General features: G+C 65.4%; 12 protein-coding genes and 1 pseudogene. 8 read left to right on the top strand and 5 right to left on the bottom strand.

The genetic code is table 11. The annotated features are described in order from the left end of the window. Window positions 1-44 precede the first annotated feature (44 nt). Window positions 45-1394, top strand: coding sequence for an MFS transporter (locus GJG85_RS30075; RefSeq protein ID WP_204384673.1), 1350 nt, complete (start codon window positions 45-47; stop codon window positions 1392-1394). 79 nt (window positions 1395-1473) lie between these two features. Further along, entirely contained in the window at window positions 1474-2337 is an 864-nt protein-coding gene (locus GJG85_RS30070; RefSeq protein WP_089490226.1) for a CoA ester lyase, read from the top strand. Here the strand turns inward: GJG85_RS30070 and GJG85_RS30065 are convergent. Further along, complete coding sequence (locus tag GJG85_RS30065) at window positions 2295-2573, bottom strand: hypothetical protein (RefSeq protein ID WP_089490227.1); 279 nt, start codon at window positions 2571-2573, stop codon at window positions 2295-2297. The genes GJG85_RS30070 and GJG85_RS30065 overlap by 43 nt on opposite strands. Continuing rightward, window positions 2567-2890, bottom strand: coding sequence for a hypothetical protein (locus GJG85_RS30060; RefSeq protein WP_050016094.1), 324 nt, complete (start codon window positions 2888-2890; stop codon window positions 2567-2569). The genes GJG85_RS30065 and GJG85_RS30060 overlap by 7 nt, the downstream gene beginning before the upstream one ends. A 399-nt stretch (window positions 2891-3289) precedes the next feature. On the opposite strand from GJG85_RS30060, the gene GJG85_RS30055 reads away from it, so the two are divergent. From GJG85_RS30055 to GJG85_RS30045, 3 genes are all read left to right on the top strand, one after another. Further along, window positions 3290-3607, top strand: a complete 318-nt coding sequence (locus GJG85_RS30055; protein WP_050016092.1) for a co-chaperone GroES — start codon at window positions 3290-3292, stop codon at window positions 3605-3607. A gap of 80 nt (window positions 3608-3687) precedes the next feature. Beyond that, window positions 3688-5310, top strand: coding sequence for a chaperonin GroEL (gene groL / locus GJG85_RS30050; protein ID WP_124595165.1), 1623 nt, complete (start codon window positions 3688-3690; stop codon window positions 5308-5310). A 116-nt stretch (window positions 5311-5426) separates the two neighbouring features. After that, the gene (locus tag GJG85_RS30045; protein ID WP_050016190.1) at window positions 5427-5705 is read left to right on the top strand and encodes a hypothetical protein; all 279 of its coding nucleotides are present in this window, start codon (window positions 5427-5429) and stop codon (window positions 5703-5705) included. 162 nt (window positions 5706-5867) lie between these two features. On the opposite strand, the gene GJG85_RS30040 is transcribed toward GJG85_RS30045, so the two are convergent. Beyond that, window positions 5868-6776: a manganese catalase family protein gene (locus tag GJG85_RS30040; protein ID WP_204384672.1), complete on the bottom strand. Its 909-nt coding sequence runs from the start codon at window positions 6774-6776 to the stop codon at window positions 5868-5870. Between the two features lie 464 nt (window positions 6777-7240). Between GJG85_RS30040 and GJG85_RS30035 the strand changes: the two genes are divergently transcribed. Next, window positions 7241-8548: an Nramp family divalent metal transporter gene (locus tag GJG85_RS30035; protein ID WP_204384670.1), complete on the top strand. Its 1308-nt coding sequence runs from the start codon at window positions 7241-7243 to the stop codon at window positions 8546-8548. Window positions 8549-8591: 43 nt separating this feature from the next. Here GJG85_RS30035 and GJG85_RS30030 read toward each other — a convergent pair whose 3' ends face one another. After that, complete coding sequence (locus GJG85_RS30030) at window positions 8592-8870, bottom strand: hypothetical protein (RefSeq protein ID WP_089490231.1); 279 nt, start codon at window positions 8868-8870, stop codon at window positions 8592-8594. Between the two features lie 479 nt (window positions 8871-9349). On the opposite strand from GJG85_RS30030, the pseudogene GJG85_RS30025 reads away from it, so the two are divergent. After that, window positions 9350-13504, top strand: a pseudogene (locus tag GJG85_RS30025) (CheR family methyltransferase). A 163-nt stretch (window positions 13505-13667) separates the two neighbouring features. Then, window positions 13668-14672 carry a chemotaxis protein CheB gene (locus GJG85_RS30020; RefSeq protein WP_050016084.1) on the top strand — a complete coding sequence of 335 codons (1005 nt, stop codon included), beginning with the start codon at window positions 13668-13670 and terminating at the stop codon, window positions 14670-14672. A 33-nt stretch (window positions 14673-14705) separates the two neighbouring features. Here GJG85_RS30020 and GJG85_RS30015 read toward each other — a convergent pair whose 3' ends face one another. Then, window positions 14706-15998: a divalent metal cation transporter gene (locus tag GJG85_RS30015; RefSeq protein ID WP_089490232.1), complete on the bottom strand. Its 1293-nt coding sequence runs from the start codon at window positions 15996-15998 to the stop codon at window positions 14706-14708. Window positions 15999-16011: the final 13 nt, after the last annotated feature.

The raw sequence follows: 16011 nt of genomic DNA, 5'->3' as shown, positions 1-16011 counted from the left end.
ACACAAATTTGCCTCGACAAAATTTTTCAAGATTGGAGACATGGATGCACCCGAACGCCCCTCTCGGTCAGGCCGATGCCTCGACCCGGTCGAAAGACTCAAAGCGCATCGAGCGCCGCGCAGCAATCGCAAGTGTCATTGGCACCACGATCGAGTGGTACGACTTCTTCATCTACGGCACCGCAGCCGCGCTCGTTTTCCCGAAGCTTTTCTTTGCACACGGCAGCTCGGAAGGCCTCATGGAGTCGTTCGCCACGATTTTCGTGGGCTTTCTGTCGCGCCCGTTGGGCGGAGCCATTTTCGGTTACATGGGTGACCGTGTCGGCCGCAAATCGACGCTCGTCGCCACGCTGACCTTGATGGGCGTTGCGACGTTGTTCGTGGGGTTACTGCCCACCTCGCAACAGATTGGACCCGCTGCCGGCTGGCTTCTGATCGGACTTCGGTTCCTCCAGGGAATCGGCGTGGGCGGCGAGTGGGGTGGCGCTGTCCTCCTGTCAATGGAAAGTCATCAAGGCAAGCGTCGCGGCTTCATGGCGTCGTTGCCGAATGTTGGCGTTCCTCTCGGCCTCGTTATCTCGGTGCTCGTGTGGAGCGTCTGCAGCCGCCGGAGCGGCGACTCGCTGATGGAATTTGGCTGGCGCGTTCCCTTCTATGCAAGCGGCGTGCTTTTGGTGTTCGGCCTGCTGATTCGTATGGGCGTGCCGGAGACCCGGGATTTCGTCGAGGCCAACCAGTCGATCGATCGCACCAGGAGTCCGATTCGGGAAGCCATCAGAACCGAGTGGAAGGCGATATTGCTTTCGGCGCTCGTCCGTCCCGGCGAACAGGCCGCGTTCTACATGCTCACGTCGTTTGCCATGCTGTACGGTTCGAAGAACCTTGGCCTCGGCAAGGCGTTCATCCTGAACGCGGTGTTGATTGCTGCTGTCGTCGCGTGTTTTGCGTTGCCGTACTTTGGGCATCTGGCGGACCGTATCGGCCGTCGGAAGACCTACATGTCGGCAGCCATCTGCATGATGTTGTTCGCTTTCCCGTACTTCGCCTTGCTCAATACGAAGATTCCGCTCGCCGTCATTGCAGGCACGGTCGTCATCATGGTCATTCACGCGGCGCTCTACGGGTCGCAGGCCGCTTTCATTGCCGAGTCGTTTCCTCCCGGCATTCGCTACAGCGGTGCGTCGCTTGGATACCAAGGCGCGTCGATTATTGCCGGCGGCCCCGCACCGATGATTTCGCTCTGGCTGTTTCAGACGTTCCATTCCGCCTACGCCGTTGCCGCTTTTCTCGCGGCCATGTCTGTCGTCAGCGCGTGCGCGGCGTTCTTCCTTGGCAGGCAAAAGACTGTCGAACAGAAGTCGGTATCAGAGCGTCTCGTAGAGGTCGCTCGCTAAGCTCATCACGATGCTCGCGTCGGAAGACCGATGCCTCTTGCGGCTTGCAAGACGCAAGCTCAGCCCCTGGACAAATCGTATGTATCCGAGATCCTATTTGTTCGTTCCCGGCAATCGACCGGAACGATTCGACAAAGCGTGCGCTGCGGGCGCAGACGCGGTAATCATTGACCTCGAAGACGCGGTGCCACCCACCGCAAAAGCGCAGGCTCGTGATGCCGTCATGTCGTGGCTCAGGAATGGTGGACGAGCGTATGTGAGAGCGAACGCGGTGGATACCGAGTGGTACAAGGACGATATAGCGGCTCTTCGGACGTGTCGGAGCCTCCAGGGCATCGTCGTCCCCAAGGCTGAGCGAACCGACCTGCTGTCGAACCTTGCGAACGAGATCTCCGATGAAGCGGCACTGCTGCCGCTCATCGAGACCGCGGTTGCATTTGATGACCTCCGCTCGCTTGCGAAGGTGCCGAAAGTCGAGCGCCTTCTGTTCGGAACCTTGGACTTTCAGGTCGACACCGGTATTCAAGGTGATGGCGATGAGCTCGTGTACTTCCGCTCGCAACTGACCATAGCGTCACGGATTGCCGGCATCGCGGCGCCCGTGGACGGAGTCACTGCAGCAATCGATGAGGCCCAGAGGATCCGTCGGGATACGGTTCGAGCTCGCAATCTCGGTTTCAGGGGCAAGCTGTGCATCCACCCCAAACAAATCGAGCATGTACACGCGGCTCTCCGCCCTTGCCTGGAAGAGATCGAGTGGGCGCACCGCGTCCTTTCTGCCGTTCAGGAAAGCGACGGCTCGGCCATTAGCGTCGATGGAAAAATGGTGGACGCCCCTGTCATTGCCAAGGCGAATGACATCGTAAGCAGTTCGGTCGCCGAGTCGGCGACCGAGCCGCGTCATCCGGCGTCGTCCGATGGCGCGGCAGGCGCTTCGCCTTGACCGCCGCGCTCCGTCGTCGACCCATGGCTCAGGCGGGAAGCGATGTCGGCCCCGAGCGCATGGAGAATCGATCGGCCTTTCTTCGTCAGATACGCGCGTCGGCGGCCGGGGGCGCCATGTTCGAGCATGACGAGTTGCCGTTCGAGCAACGCATCGAGTTCGGCGCGATTCATGTCGAGCTGATCCGGCGCCTGGCACACCAGCATCAGCGTCGCGAATTCATGCGGGCTCAGCATGGCCGCCCCCCGTCGCGTACGGCGCCGCCCATAGCGGGCGCGATCCAGAAAAACGAAACAGGGTGCACCACGCGTCCGCGCGCGGCGATCCGACGGCGCGGCGGCTTCGGTCGGCCGATCGCGGCGGGTTGGGGCGCGCCGCGCAACGCGAACGGCTTGCGCACAGCACGTACGCGAGCGCCGGTCGGCGCGAAGCGACGCGTGCCGTTGCGCGCTGCCCGCAGGCCGACCGGCAGGCCCGTGACGACGCGGGCGGCGCGTCGCGGTCGGCGGCCGACCTCCGGCAGCCGATCGAAGATAAAGAAAGGATCGTTCATGATTCGCTCCGGGTTGAACCTCGCACGGAGGACAAACCGGACCACGCGCTCCAGTTCGTCGATCCACGAGAGGCCTCGCTGACAAACCAATCGAAACACGCAGCGCATAAGCCGCGGCTGCTTGAGCGCTACCCAAAATAGGATGGGAAGCGCGGATTTCAAGTACCGCTTCGCGACGATTCGCATGGCCCGTCGCGAGACAACCGCTGATCATCAAACAGTCCATTCCGCGTTGAAACATTTTGTTACAAACGTCCTGTTTTCACCCTCTTGAAGCGCGCTCCCCGCGCCACTATTTCGCTTTTCGCCAATCGATGGCACGCGGGCGCAGTGCAGCCTTGCGCGTGCACGCGCCAGCGGATTCCTTTTTCAGGTGATCTCATCGCTCAGGAGATGAAAATGCAGATTCGTCCCCTCTACGACCGGGTTATCGTCAAGCGAATCGAACAGCAGCGAACGACGGCCTCCGGCATCGTGATTCCCGATTCGGCCGCCGAACGGCCCGAGCAGGGTGAAGTGATGGCGGTCGGCAGCGGCCGGCTGCTCCAGGACGGCTCGCAGCGCCCGCTGCAGCTTCAGGTCGGCGACCAGGTTCTCTTCGGCAAATATGCAGGCCAGACCGTGAAGGTGAACGGCGAGGAACTGCTCGTGATGCGCGAAGAGGACGTCATGGGCGTACTCGAACCCGAATCGCCGGCCGCCAGGAAAGCGGCCTGAATGCCGATTCGACCGCGCCGCACGGGTGATTGCCCGATGCGCGCGGCATCCCGTTCAACGACTGTATCCGGAGCAAGAAAATGACTGCAAAAGACGTGAAATTCCGCGACGGCGCGCGCCAGCAGATCGTCAAGGGCGTGAACGTGCTGGCCGACGCGGTGAAGGTGACGCTCGGCCCGAAAGGCCGCAACGTCGTGATCGAACGCGGCTTCGGCGCGCCCGTGATCACGAAGGACGGCGTGTCGGTCGCGAAAGAAATCGAGTTGAAGGACCGCTTCGAGAACATGGGCGCGCAGATCGTCAAGGAGGTCGCATCCAAGACCGCCGACGTGGCCGGCGACGGGACGACCACCGCCACCGTGCTCGCGCAGGCGATCGTGCAGGAGGGCATGAAGCACGTCGCGGCCGGCATGAATCCGATGGATCTGAAGCGCGGCATCGACAAGGCCGTCGGCGCGGTGCTCGACGAGCTGCGCAAGCTGTCCCGGCCGATTTCGACCCACAAGGAAATCGCGCAGGTCGGCGCGATTTCCGCGAACTCGGACGAGGCGATCGGCAAGATCATTGCCGACGCGATGGAGAAAGTGGGCAAGGACGGCGTGATCACCGTCGAGGACGGCAAGTCGCTGGAGAACGAACTCGACGTGGTCGAAGGCATGCAGTTCGATCGCGGCTACGTGAGCCCGTATTTCATCAACGATCCGGCGAAGCAGGCGGCCTATCTCGACGATGCGCTGATTCTGCTGCACGACAAGAAGATCTCCAGTGTCCGCGACCTGCTGCCGATCCTCGAAGCGGCGTCCAAGGCCGGCAAGCCGTTGCTGATCGTCGCCGAGGATGTCGAAGGCGAAGCGCTCGCGACACTCGTGGTGAACTCGATGCGCGGCATCCTGAAGGTCGTCGCCGTCAAGGCGCCGGGCTTCGGCGACCGACGCAAGGCCATGCTCGAGGATCTCGCGATCCTGACCGGCGCGACGGTCATCTCGGAGGAAACCGGCAAGCAGCTCGACAAGGCCACGCTCGAGGATCTTGGCAGCGCGAAGCGCGTCGAGGTGCGCAAGGACGATACGATCATCATCGACGGCGCGGGCGATGCGGCGCGCATCGACGCGCGCGTGAAGTCGATTCGCGTGCAGATCGACGAAGCGACGAGCGACTACGATCGCGAGAAGCTGCAGGAGCGTGTCGCGAAGCTCGCGGGCGGCGTGGCGGTGATCAAGGTCGGCGCGGTCACCGAGGTCGAAATGAAGGAGAAGAAGGATCGCGTCGACGATGCGCTGCATGCGACGCGCGCCGCGGTCGAGGAAGGCATCGTGCCGGGCGGCGGCGTCGCGCTGCTGCGTGCGCGCGCGGCGCTGTCGGACATGCGGGGCGCGAATGCAGACCAGGACGCCGGCATCCGGATCGTACTGCGCGCGCTGGAGGCGCCGCTGCGCGTCATCGCGGCCAATGCGGGCGACGAACCGTCGGTCGTGGTGTCGAAAGTGCTCGAAGGCACCGGGACCTTCGGCTACAACGCGGCGACCGGCGAGTACGGCGATCTGGTGGACGCGGGCGTGGTCGATCCGACCAAGGTCACGCGTACCGCGCTGCAGAACGCCGCGTCGATCGCGAGCCTGGTGCTGACGACCGATGCGACCGTCGCGCAAGCGCCGAAAGAGGACAGCGCCGAGCCGGCTCCCGCGCCCGAACTCGGCTACTGACCGGCGTCGCAGGCTTGCCTGCGATCGTCGAACGGCCGCTGGCCGGAGCGGCCTTTCCCGGCGCGCGCGACAGCGGGGGCGCGCCGCGCCGCCTTTTCATGTTTGCGAAACCGACCATGAAGCTCGAACTCTCGATCGATTCCAGGCCGCTGCACGTCGAACTCGACGACGTCATCGCCGGCCTGCTCGCGGCGCGGCTCGGCCTGCCTCCGGACGGCGACCATCGCGTCGCGATCGGCCGCTACCTCGGCGATGCGGCGGGGCCGTGGACGCTGGATGACGACCATATGCGCAAGCGCGTGATGCGCCGCCTGATTCTCGACATCGCCGATCCGACGCTGGTCATCCAGTACCTGATGGCCGACCAGGCCGGGCGCGGCGAAGCAGGCGCCTGACGCACGCCGAACACGCGATGGAGCGTGCGAGAGCGCGTGCGCGTCGCGCAGCCAGTCCGTCGAACGTTCGTCGCCTGCAGCGTCAGGCTGTTGTCATTTCATCATCAGTAGAACGAAGAGGCGCTCGCGGTGATGTCCGAGCGCCCGTCTTCGCGCTTCCGGTCAGGTACCACCGTCCGGCTTGCCGGGCGCGCGGCTCTGCGGGACCGGCTGGCCTGCACCCAGTTCGGCGCCCGTCACCGGGTCGCTGTTCGGATCGGACGCGAGCCGCTGCGCCATCGCCTCGATGGCGTCCACCTGCTGCGGCTCGAGCATCCCTTCGGCAATACCGGTGCCGCCGTCGACGGCCGGCTCGGCGTCGCGGATTTCGAGACCCTCTCCATGATTCCAGGGGCCGACCAGCGGCGCCGCGTCCGGCTGCATCCGGAAGTACACGCTGTCGTACGGCGCCTTCGGCGGCAGCTTGCCCGGCGGGAAATGCGCGGTGATCGCATACAGCGCCTTCTCGAACGACTTCAGGTGCGAGGCCTCGCGCGTCATCAGGAAGCCGAGCGCGTCCCGAATGCCCGGATCGTCGGTCACGTTGATGAGCCGTTCGTAAATGATCTTCGCCCGCGCTTCGGCTGCGATGTTCGAACGCAGGTCGGCGGTCGGTTCGCCGATCGTGTCGATGTACGCGGCCGACCACGGCACGCCGCCGGAATTCGTCAGTGGCGCGCCCGCGCCGTACAGCACCTGCGTCACGTGGCTGTCGTTGCCCGCCCCGTGCAGCTTGCGGTACAGCTCGGCCTGTTCGTCGACTGCTTCGGCGAGTTCGCCTTTGGCGCCGCGGTTGAGCATCGCGGCCATCGAGCCGATCACTTCGAGGTGGCTCAGCTCCTCGGTGGCGATGTCGAGCAGCATGTCCTTGCGGCCGGGATCCTCCTCGGTGATCGCCTGAGTGAAATAGCGCATCGCGGCGGCGAGTTCGCCCTGCGGGCCGCCGAACTGCTCGAGCAGCAGATTGGCGAGGCCGGGGTTCGGCGCGCCCACGCGCACCGTGTACTGAAGCCGTGTGTTGTGGATGAACATGGCATCTCCATGGAAAGGGTTGCGCGACATTCGCGGTGGCGACCCAGCACGAATCGATCCCGTGGCCACCGCCACCGCCGGGTACGCGCGGTGCTGGCTGGTGCGGGCTGTGTAGCGGCAGCGGTTTCCCGTCGACGCCGGCAGCGTTCGTTGAGTGGCGCGCGTATCGCGACGGCAGGCGACAACGGCCGGCGAGGCACGGACGCGCGCCGGATGGAGACGGCGCGACCGGGTCGCGAGGCGTCGCTTCTCGCGAACGGCGCGGACCGCTGTCGATGCACGGATGCGGCACGCGGGAAGGGTGGAGTCGACGGCAATACGAGCGCGCATCGCATGACCTGAAGCCCTCGTTGCCGGATTTTCAAGCAGTTGTCATTTCGGCGGCATGGGCCGTACCACGCCGGGCAAGGGTGCGGCGCGGCGCGTCGGCACGCACGTGATGGCGGCTTTGCAAAGGAGTGCAGATGGCGACGCTCGACAGGAACGCGGCGACGGAGCGCACCGCGATGGACATGCGCGAGGTGTTTGCCGGCCGACGGCGCGGGCCGCGGGCGGCGCTGCCGTTCGCGGGGCCGGCGATCGTCGCGTCGGTCGCCTATATGGACCCCGGCAATTTCGCGACGAACATCCGGGCCGGCGCGCAGTTCGGTTACACGCTGCTCTGGGTGGTGCTGATGGCGAACGGCATCGCCATGTTGTTCCAGTCGCTGTCCGCGAAGCTCGGCATCGTCACCGGCCGGAATCTCGCGGAGCTGTGCCGCATGCATTTCCCGCGGCCGCTGGTGTTCGCCATGTGGGTCGCGAGCGAACTCGCCGCGATGGCGACCGAGCTCGCCGAATTTCTCGACGGCGCGATCGCGCTGTCGTTACTGTTCGACCTGCCGACCTTCGCCGGGATGTTCGTGATGGCGCTCGCCACCTACGGCATCCTGCTGGCCGACCGGAACGGGTTCCGGCCGATGGAAATCGCCGTGGGCATATTCGTCGGCGTGACCGGTCTTTGCTATCTCGCCGAGATGTTCATCGCGCCGGTCGCGTGGGCCGACGTCGCGTGGCATGCCGTCGTGCCGGAATGGCCGCGCGGCGATGCGTTGATGGTGTCGGTCGGCATTGTCGGCGCGACGATCATGCCGCATGCGCTGTATCTGCACGCCGGGCTCACGCAGCGACGCGCGGCTGGGCTCGACCACGCGCAGCGCCGGATGATGGTGCGCTTCTCGGATCGGGAAGTGATCGTCGCGCTGTCCGTTGCGGGTGCGATCAACATGGCCATGATCGTGATGGCGAGCGCAGCGTTTCATGCCGACCATCGCGATGTCGTGGAAATCGAAGCGGCGTACCGGATGCTCACCCCGTTGCTCGGCCCGGCCGCCGCGACCTGCTTTCTCGTGTCGCTGATGAGCGCCGGCATCTCGAGTTCCGTCGTCGGCACGATGGCCGGGCAGATGATCATGCAGGGCTTCGTCGGGTTCCGGATTCCGGTCTGGCTGCGCAGGCTCGTCACGATGGCGCCCGCGTTCGTCGTCGTCGGGATGGGCGTCGATTCGATGCAGGCGCTCGTGATCAGCCAGGTCGTGCTGTCCGTCGTCCTGCCGGTGCCGATGCTGGCGCTGATTTACTTCTGCGGGCGGCGTGACGTCATGGGCGCCTTCGCGAGCGGACGTATCGCGCGCTGCGCCGCGCTTGGCGCGACTGCCGTCGTCGTCGGGCTGAATGCCGTGTTGCTGGCGGGGCCGATCGGCGCGATGGCGTTGCGGTTGGGCGGCAACTGAACGGCCCGAGTGTCAGCGTCCGGACGATCGTGGCAGCCCGTGTTCAGCGCGCTTTCAGCATTTCGTCGGCGAGCCGATAGGCGCTGACCGCGCGCTTCGATTCGTAGTCGGCGATCGTCGACACGTTGCGCCCGGCGTCGCGCGACAGCAAGCCTTGCAGCGCGGCGGCGGCGAAGAAATCGCGCAGGTCCGGCGTCGCGGATTTCGGCTCCGGCGGAGTGGCTTCGACGATCGGCCCCGCTTTCCAGAAAACGGGCGACGGCGTCGCTGCCTTGGAGACGGCGGCGGTTTGCTTGCTCACATCCTGGGAAAACGGCGTCATTTCTTCCCCTTCGATTCAGTATCTGTTGGCGAAGCAGCGTAACGTCCCCGATTGCGTGGGCGAGCATCGTTTCGTCTTGTTTTTGAGCGGTACTAACCACTTGATCGACGCGAATATTCGCCGGTAATACGGCATCCGTCAAAGGAAATAAATTGAATCCGACGGGCCGACGCACGAGCACGATTCGTTCCCGGTGGGGATCGGCGGGAGGCATCGTGTTGCGCCAACCGACGGAAATGGTATGTCGGCACGAATGACGTTCCGGCGACACACCCGCGTGCGGGCGTGGCGCTCCGCCGCACGAGGGTTGCAAGCCTCGCGTCAGGCGCCCGGTCGCGCTTTCCGGTGCCGTACAATGCGCATGGAAGCGAAGGGAAGTATCGCCAGCGGGATCGTGGGACGGCCGGACGAGGGCGATGCGACCCGGCACCGATCGGCGCCTGGCGCATCATGTTCCGCAACACCATCAGGAGAATTCAATGGCACGGCAAGCGCCTACGCACAAGGAGCGGCCTCCATCGCCCGCGACGTTGAAGAGCGATCTGTCGTTTCCGGTAGTGGGCATCGGTGCGTCGGCAGGCGGCACGATGGCCTTGCAGACCTTTTTCGAGAGCGCGCCGACGGGCATGGACATGGCGTTCGTCGTCGTCGTCCATCTCGCGCCGGAACAGGTCAGTCATATGGACGCCGTCCTGCAGCGCACGACGGGCATGCCGGTGCATCAGGTGACGTCCACGGTACCGATCGAGAAAAACCATATCTACGTGATCGCACCGGGCATGCAGCTCGAGATGTCGGACGGTTGCCTTCGTTGCCGCAGCCGTGACCCGTCCGACGAGGTTCCGTTCACGATCGACCACTTCTTTCGGACGCTGGCGGACGCGCACGACTGGCGCGCGGTCGGCATCGTGATGTCCGGCACCGGCTCCGACGGCGCCGCGGGCTTGAGCCGCATCAAGGAGGCGGGCGGCATCACGCTCGCGCAAACGCCGGACGACGCCGAGCACGCGGAGATGCCGCAGCACGCGATTGCGATGGCGCGCGTCGATATCGTGCTGCCGGCGGCCGAGATGCCGCAACGGTTGCTCGAACTCTGGTCGAATGCGCGCCGCATCGAACAGCAAAGCCTCGAATTCGCGCAATCGCTGCACAACGTCGATCGGCCGACGGTCAACGATCCCGAACGGGCGCTCTCCGACATTCTGATGCACCTGAGGGTACGCACCGGCCACGATTTCAGGCTGTACAAGCGGGCGACCGTGCTGCGACGTATCGAGCGGCGCATGCAGGTCAACGGCCAGCGCGATCTCCTCGCGTATCGGGATTTCTTGCGGGCCACGCCGGAAGAAGCGAACGCGCTGCTGGCGGACATGCTGATCGGCGTGACCCAGTTCTTCCGCGACCGCGAAGCCTTCGATTTCCTCGAACGGGAAGTGATCGGCTCGTTGTTCGCGTCGGAGTCCGGCGAGGAGCAGGTACGCGTGTGGGTGGCCGGATGCGCGACGGGCGAAGAGGCGTACTCGATCTCGCTGCTGCTGGCGCGGGCGCGTGAGGCCGCGATGTCGAGCCAGGCCATCCAGGTCTTCGCGACCGATATCGACGAAGCGGCGATCGTCCGCGCGCGGACCGGTTCCTAGCCGCTGTCGATCGCGAGCGACGTGCCCGCCCCGCTGCTGCAGCGGTATTTCACGCGAGAAGGCGCGCACTACGTGATCGCGAAGGCGGTACGCGAACGTATCCTGTTCGCGGCGCACAGCCTGCTGCGCGATCCGCCGTTCTCGCATCTCGACCTGATCTCGTGCCGCAACGTGCTGATCTATCTCGAGCGGGCGGTGCAGCGGCAAATCCTGGAGCTGTTCCATTTCGCGTTGCGCCCCAACGGCTATCTGTTCCTCGGCACCGCGGAGTCCGCCGACGCGGCGGACGATCTGTTTGTCGTCGTGGACAAGAAACGCCGGATCTACCGCGCACGCGTCGTCACGCATCGCGCGAAGCCGGCCACGGGCTTTCCGCCGCTGTTCCAGGTCGAATCCGGCGCATCCGACGAGCGGGCCGCGCCGCAGCCGCCGTTGCGCGTGCCGGCCAGCCCGGCCCAACGCAACTTCTCCTATTCGAAGCTCCATCAGCGCGCGCTCGAAACGTATTCGCCGCCGAGCGTCATCATCGACAAGGAATCGAACGTCGTTCATCTGTCGGATAACGCGGGCCGGTTCCTGCGGCACGTTGGCGGCGAGCTGTCGAGCAACATCATGACGCTGGTGCTGCCGGATCTGCGGCTCGATCTGCGCACCGCGATTTTCCGTGCGCTGCAAACGGGCACGAGCGTCGAGGCGCGCCGGGTGAAATGGGCACACGATGCCCGCGTGTCGTGGATCAACATGACGGTCAGGCCGTTTCACGACAAGGTCGCGAATGCGGAATTCCTGCTCATCGTGTTCGACGAGGTGGCCGGCCGCATGACCGAGGAGGACCAGGTCGAGACGAGCGGGCAGGATCCGGTTCTGGCCCAGCTCGAACAGGAGCTGCAGCACAGCCGCGAGCAACTCGCGACGATCATCGAGCAGTACGAAACATCCGTCGAGGAATTGAAGGCGTCGAACGAGGAGCTGCAGGCGATCAACGAAGAGTTGCGCTCCACGAGCGAGGAGCTGGAAAGCAGCAAGGAGGAACTGCAATCGGTCAACGAGGAGTTGACGACGGCCAACGCCGAAATGCAGGCAAGGATCGAAGACACCGCGAAAGCGAACGACGACCTCCACAACATCATCGCGTCGAGCGAGATCGCGACCGTGTTCGTCGACAAGGAAATCCGGGTCAAGCGGTTTACGCCCAACGCCACCGCGATTTTCAATCTGATCGATACGGACCTGGGCAGGTCGCTATTTCATATTACCCACGCACTGCGGTATCCGACGCTGGCAGACGACGTCCGGCAGTCGTTTCAGTCGCTGCGGCTGATCGAGCGCGAGATCGAGAGCGAGGCTGGCCGGTGGTATCTGATGCGGTTGCTGCCCTATCGGACGGCGGACGATCACATCGACGGCGCGGTGATCACGCTGATCGACATCACCGACCGGCATCACGCGGAAGAGGCGGCGCGGGCAGGCGAGCAACGCCTGCGTCTGGTCGCGCAATCGACCAAGGACTACGCGATCATCATCCAGGACGGCAACGGGTCCATCGTGAGCTGGAACGCCGGAGCGGAACGCATCTTCGGCTATACGGAAGAAGAGATGATCGGCCAGGACGTGGATCTGATCTACGAGCCGAGCGACCGACAGGCGCTCGTGCCGACGCGCGAGCGCGACATCGCGACCCGCGAAGGGCGCGCGGACGACGAACGCTGGCACCGGACCAAGGACGGACGGCGGATTTTCTGTAGCGGCGTCGTCACGCCGATTTCCGATACGTCGTTCAACGGCTTCGCGAAGATCGTGCGCGACATGACGCTGCGCAAGCAGAGCGACGACGCGAACCGCGAAGCGCTGGCGCGGGAACAGGCGGCACGCGAGCAGGCGCTCAGTTCGAGTCAGCTGAAGGACGAGTTCATTGCGGTGTTGTCCCACGAGCTGCGGCATCCGCTCAACCTGATCGGCGTCAAGTCGGAAATGCTGCCGCGCCTGCCGGAGACGCGTGACATTCCCGCCGTGCGCGACGCCGCGGATTCGATTCGGCAGGCCGTGCGCGCACAGGCGCAGATCATCGACGACCTGCTCGATCTGTCGCGCATCCAGACCGGCAAGCTCGCGCTCGAGCTGGGCCGGGTCGATCTGACGGCGATGTTGCGCAGCATCACGGATACCTGCGAGCTCGACGTGCACGCGCGCGGCCTGATCCTGCAAACGGAGCTGCCGACGGAGCCGGCCATCGCGCTTGCCGATTCGGTGCGATGCGAGCAGATCTTCTGGAACCTGATGTCCAATGCACTCAAGTACACGCAGCCGCACGGCGAGATCGTCGTGCGTCTCGCGCATGAGGGCAAGATGCTGCGTGTCGACGTGATCGACGACGGGCAGGGGATCGACGAAGATACGCTGCCGCATGTCTTCGATATGTTCCGGCAGGCGCCGCGCGACCGGACCCGCGGCGGTCTCGGTATCGGGCTGGCGCTCGTTCGGCAACTCGTCGAAATGCACGGCGGCCGGATCGCCGCGACGTCCGCTGGCCTGGGGTCCGGCACCACGATGACGGTATGGCTGCCGGCCGCACCGATCGAGCGCGCCGTGCCAGCGGGCGGCGGCGTGCCGGAGGGGAATATCGCCGGCCTGCGCGTGCTGCTGGTCGAGGACGATGAGGAGACGGCGATGTCGCTCACCGCGCTGCTGGAACTGGCGGGGGCGGTGGTCCAGACCGCGAAAAACGGAGCCGCGGCGTTGGCGATGCTGCAGGAGGCGTCCGTCGATGCGATCGTGTCCGACATCGGGCTTCCCGACATGGACGGCTACGAGTTGCTTCGCCGCATCAAGGCCGATCCCCGATGGGCCACGCTCCGGACCGTTGCGCTGACCGGCCGCAATCGCCAGGACGATGTCCGGGCCGCGGCGGAAGCCGGCTTCGACAGCCATCTGTCAAAACCGCTCGATTTCGGGATGTTGCTCGCGGCACTCGGCGACGCGCGTCGGGACACCCGATGACGGCCGACGGCCCGCGCGTGCGTCGCGGGTCGTTCGGGCGCGGCTGGCCACGGCGGCGTTTCCGGCAATCGCCATTCGACCCGCATTGCGGCATGCGGGGCCGCCCGTGGCGGAATCCCGGTTCAGGAACCCGATTTGCGGCTATCTCCGCAAAGGGGGGTCTATGGATCGTCGAGATATCGTCGTAATCGCATCGTCCCGAGGCGGTCTCCCGGTCCTCCGGACGCTGGTGGCCGGCGTCGCCGCGGATTTTCCGGTGCCGATTTGCATCGTGCAGCATATTGGTCGACATCGGACGATGTTGCCGGAGCTGCTGTCGCGATGGGGTACGCTGGATGCGAGCGTGGCGCTACAAGGGGAACCGCCGCAAGCGGGCAGAATTTACGTGGCGCCGCCCGACCGGCACATGATCGTGCGTGACGGAAATCTATGGCTGCTCGATACCGCGGCCGAGAACTTCGCCCGACCGGCCGCCGATCCGCTGTTCCGGTCTGCCGCCCGCGAATATGGCGCCGGTGCGATCGGCGTCGTCCTCAGCGGCGATCTCGATGACGGCGCGGCCGGCCTGGCGGCGATTCGCGCACGGGGCGGCTACGGTATCGTTCAGGACCCCGACGAATGCGAAGCGCCGTCGATGCCGCGCAGCGCGCTGGCCGCGACGGGAGCCGATGCGGTCGCAAAAGCCGGGGAACTGCCGGGGACCATTCATGCAGCGGTCTACGGCGCATGTGTGAAGGAGCAGCGGAAAATGGCAGACTTGCGCGACCTGGACCATGAGAGCCGGATAGCAGAGGACGGCCTCGTCGACCCGGGACTGCTTGACGAGATCGGGACGCGTTCCGCCCTCACGTGCCCCAGTTGCAACGGCGTGCTCTGGCGCATGCGCGACGAACGGCCGTTGCGATATCGATGCCATACCGGGCATGCGTTCTCCGTGCTTTCACTCGACGACGCCGAGGCCCGGAAAGCGGAGGATGCGATATGGGGGGCCATCCGCGCGGTTCACGAGCGCATGATCTTTGCGCGCGAGCGCCAGGAATGGGCGCGCCGCACGGGCAACGCCGAGGACGTCGCGATCGAACAGGCCCGCATCGACGAAAACCAGCGGCTCGCGGACGTGCTGCGCAATGCGGTCGGCACGGCGATAAACAGGGGCGAACTGGAGTGAGCGCAGCGAGCCGTGCCAACCGCGCCGCAGGCTTTATCCCGGTACGAACACGCCCAGCGCCGCGATCGCCATCGCGAGCGTCGCGATCCATCCGCCCCACGCAAGCGTGCCGCTGACGGCGAACTCCCCCATGACGCGTCTGCTTCGCGCCATCAGCATCATCACGACCATGATCGGCACGGCGCTTACCCCGTTGATGACGGCGCTCCAGTAAAGCGCGCGGATCGGGTCGAAATGCGTGAACGTGAACGCGATTCCGCCGACGATCGCCAACACGATCACCGCATAGAATTCGGGCGCGACGCCCAGCTGCAACGCGAGACTGTTGCGCCAGCGGAACGTGCCGGCCGCCGCATACGCGGCCGATCCCGCGAGCACCGGCAGCGCCAGCAGGCCGGTGCCGACGATGCCGAGCGCGAACAGCACGTACGCGAAGTGACCGGCAACCGGCTCGAGCGCCCGCGCGGCGTCCGCGGAAGTCTTGACGTCGATGTGATGCGCGTTCAGCGTGGCCGCCGCCGTCAGCACGATGAAGAACGCAATCACGTTCGAGACGCCCATGCCGAACCACGTATCGAAGCTGATCCGGCGCAACTGCGCGGGCGCCTGACGCGGCATGCGTCGCAGCGGCCGCTGGTTCGGCGCGGCGCGCAATTCCTCGACTTCCTGAGACGCCTGCCAGAAAAACAGATACGGGCTGATGGTCGTGCCGAGCACCGCGACGACCGTGGTCAGATAAGCGGCGGTCAGTTGCGCATGGGGCTGCACGATCGCGCGGCCGACCTCGGCCCAGCTGACGGGCACGATGAGGGCGACCGCGACATACGCCAGCAGCGTCAGCGCGGTCCATTTGAGCAATCGCGCGTAGCGGTCGTACGGAACGAACACCTGCAGCACGACCGACACGCCGCCCAGGCACACGATGTAGAGCTGTTGCGGGCCGGGCAGCAACAAATTGACGGCCGCGCCCATGGCCGACAGGTCGGCGGCGATGTTGATCACGTTGGCCGTGATCAGCAGCACGACCGTCCCGTACAGCAGCCATCGCGGATAGTGCGTGCGCATGTTGGACGCGAGACCCTTGCCCGTCACGCGGCCGATTCTCGCGCTGACCAGCTGGATGGCCGTCATCAGCGGGTACGTCAACAGCAGCGCCCACAGCAATTCGAAGCCGAACTGCGCACCCGCCTGCGAATACGTGCCGATGCCGGAAGGGTCGTCGTCGGCGGCGCCGGTGACGAGGCCGGGACCGAGACGCCGGACCCACGTGGCCGCATTCGGGGCGGGCTCCGTCGGCTCCGGCTGGAGAAAATCGTTGTCGTTCATGATCGCGGCCTCC

The sequence above is a fragment of the Burkholderia sp. MS389 genome (genome assembly GCF_016899425.1).
GTDB lineage: Bacteria > Pseudomonadota > Gammaproteobacteria > Burkholderiales > Burkholderiaceae > Burkholderia > Burkholderia sola.
The sequence above is the reverse complement of the archived record's forward strand: the minus strand, read 5'-3'. Positions and strand labels throughout refer to the sequence as shown.

Bases quoted from the DNA above. Each gene is read 5' to 3' on its own strand.
- GJG85_RS30075 (WP_204384673.1), top strand. From the start codon at position 45: ATGCACCCGAACGCCCCTCTCGGTCAGGCCGATGCCTCGACCCGGTCG.
- GJG85_RS30070 (WP_089490226.1), top strand. From the start codon at position 1,474: ATGTATCCGAGATCCTATTTGTTCGTTCCCGGCAATCGACCGGAACGA.
- GJG85_RS30065 (WP_089490227.1), bottom strand. From the start codon at position 2,573: ATGCTGAGCCCGCATGAATTCGCGACGCTGATGCTGGTGTGCCAGGCG.
- GJG85_RS30060 (WP_050016094.1), bottom strand. From the start codon at position 2,890: ATGAACGATCCTTTCTTTATCTTCGATCGGCTGCCGGAGGTCGGCCGC.
- GJG85_RS30055 (WP_050016092.1), top strand. From the start codon at position 3,290: ATGCAGATTCGTCCCCTCTACGACCGGGTTATCGTCAAGCGAATCGAA.
- groL (WP_124595165.1), top strand. From the start codon at position 3,688: ATGACTGCAAAAGACGTGAAATTCCGCGACGGCGCGCGCCAGCAGATC.
- GJG85_RS30045 (WP_050016190.1), top strand. From the start codon at position 5,427: ATGAAGCTCGAACTCTCGATCGATTCCAGGCCGCTGCACGTCGAACTC.
- GJG85_RS30040 (WP_204384672.1), bottom strand. From the start codon at position 6,776: ATGTTCATCCACAACACACGGCTTCAGTACACGGTGCGCGTGGGCGCG.
- GJG85_RS30035 (WP_204384670.1), top strand. From the start codon at position 7,241: ATGGCGACGCTCGACAGGAACGCGGCGACGGAGCGCACCGCGATGGAC.
- GJG85_RS30030 (WP_089490231.1), bottom strand. From the start codon at position 8,870: ATGACGCCGTTTTCCCAGGATGTGAGCAAGCAAACCGCCGCCGTCTCC.
- GJG85_RS30020 (WP_050016084.1), top strand. From the start codon at position 13,668: ATGGATCGTCGAGATATCGTCGTAATCGCATCGTCCCGAGGCGGTCTC.
- GJG85_RS30015 (WP_089490232.1), bottom strand. From the start codon at position 15,998: ATGAACGACAACGATTTTCTCCAGCCGGAGCCGACGGAGCCCGCCCCG.